The 1,996-nt window shown below is 38.0% G+C and carries 2 protein-coding genes; one reads left to right on the plus strand and one right to left on the minus strand.

Translation table 11 applies throughout. The features are described from left to right. Positions 1 to 73 precede the first annotated feature (73 nt). Positions 74 to 679 (minus strand): histidine phosphatase family protein, encoded by a 606-nt coding sequence (locus tag RDN22_RS11290; RefSeq protein ID WP_308558154.1) that lies wholly within the window; start codon positions 677 to 679, stop codon positions 74 to 76. Between the two features lie 122 nt (positions 680 to 801). Here RDN22_RS11290 and RDN22_RS11295 point away from each other — a divergent pair, with 122 nt between their 5' ends. Beyond that, positions 802 to 1,905, plus strand: coding sequence for an endonuclease/exonuclease/phosphatase family protein (locus RDN22_RS11295; RefSeq protein WP_308558155.1), 1,104 nt, complete (start codon positions 802 to 804; stop codon positions 1,903 to 1,905). The last annotated feature ends 91 nt before the right edge of the window (positions 1,906 to 1,996 follow it).

Here is a 1,996-nt window from a genome sequence, read left to right on the forward strand (position 1 = left end):
ATTTAGCCATAATAAAACCCCCGAAATTCATGTCCGAATTTCGAGGGTCACCACACTTTGAGGATTTTTTGTTTTACAAATTTTTATTCACATCATCTGAAACGTCATCGGCTGGATTAGCTACATCTACTAAAGAAAAGTTTTGACCATCAAAGTTCAAAACTACAATGCCACAATTGCGGTAATGTTTATCTCCCAAGGGATGGTCACTGTTTAAAGCTTTACGTAAAAAGTTCATCAAAGCTCCACCATGGGACACAATCAACACTTTTTTACCATCAGGAATATCAGCTAAAAGTCTTCTGATTGTCTTGTCCATTCTGTCTTGAACTTCATCTTGGCTTTCGCCACCAAATTGCTTAAAGAAATCACCATAAGGTGGCTTAGGATTTAAGCTTTCATCATGTGCCTCATAACGGCCAAAAGCAAATTCACGCAAATCTTTTTCACGTTTAAAAGGCATCTTGTGATCAGTGACTATTTCCAAAGTATCGCTAGCTCTTTCTGAACTAGAAGAAAAAGCATAGTCGAAATGGATTTTCTTTTCTTTAAGATATTTACCTGTTGCTTCAGCTTGTGCGATTCCTAGTGGGGTTAACGGTGAATCGCATCGTCCTTGAATCTTATGAAAATAGTTAAAGTAAGTTTGACCGTGTCGAATTAAATATACTTGAATCATTTTTTACCTCATCAATTTAATGCATCCTAAAGTATCTATCACATATACATTTTACGTATACATTTTACGCCCAAAATCCGTTCATTTTCTCTGTTATACTAATCAAGTAACAAAGGAGATAAATGAAGATATTAAAGAGAATCGGGATAATTTTGCTAGTTATCATCGGAATTTTGCTTGTTGCGGTTGGCTGCTACATTGGCTACATGCAGGCGCACTACTACCGCATCCCTGACCACAAAAAATTATCTATCGGCAACAATCAAAAAGCAGAGTTAAAGCTAAATAAAACGTACACAGCTACAACTTATAACGTCGGCTTTGGTGCATATAATCACAATTTCGACTTTTTCATGGATCATGGCGAACTTAAGAACGGTAAAAAGCTGCACGGGAAACGCGGTACAGCTATTTCAAAGCAAGCTGTTCTTGATTCAACTGATGGTGTAATCAATACAATGAAAAAGCAGAATCCTGACTTTATGTTTTTCCAAGAAATCGACACCCACTCTACTCGTAGCCACTATGTAAACCAAGTCAAAATGGTTGAAAATCACTTTACAGATTATGACCATGTTTTTGCTAACAACTTCCACAGCGCCTACCTTGCTTGGCCACCTTATGACCCACACGGCAGCGTTCAATCAGGCCTGCTCAGCATGAGTAAATACAATATGACTTCTGCAGTAAGAAGAAAATATCCTGTCACTAGTGCATTTATTTCTAAATTTACTGACCTAGACCGCTGCTTCGTCGTTATGCGCTTCCCTATCGCTAATGGCAAATACCTTGTCATGATTAACAGCCACATGTCGGCTTATGACAAAGGCGGCGTGATGAGAAAGAGGCAGATGAAGCTCATCTCTAGCGTTATGGAAAAAGAATACCGCGCTGGCAATTACGTTATTGTAGGCGGCGACTTCAACCACGCTTTGGGTAAAGACATGATGACGCACTTCTCTCATCAAGAAAAAATCCCAGATTGGGTTTCCGTCTTAGATCAAAAGATGTTGCCTAAAGATTTCACCATGGTCAAGGCAACTAACCGCGAAAAAATTGCGACGGTTCGTGCTACGGATATGAAATACGATCCTAAAGTTAACTACATGACGATTTGTGATGGCTTTATTGTTTCAAAAAATGTTAAGGCTAAAGCTACTAACATCAATACGGATTACCGTTATGCCGATCACAATCCTGTAAGACTTGAATTTGAATTAAAGTAAGAAAAAAACAACTACTTTCATTTTATGAAGTGAGACCCAAAAGTTAGACACTTTTGGGTCTTTTATTATGACTAAATTTAATAAAGAACAA

This window comes from uncultured Lactobacillus sp., assembly GCF_902491705.1.
GTDB lineage: Bacteria > Bacillota > Bacilli > Lactobacillales > Lactobacillaceae > Lactobacillus.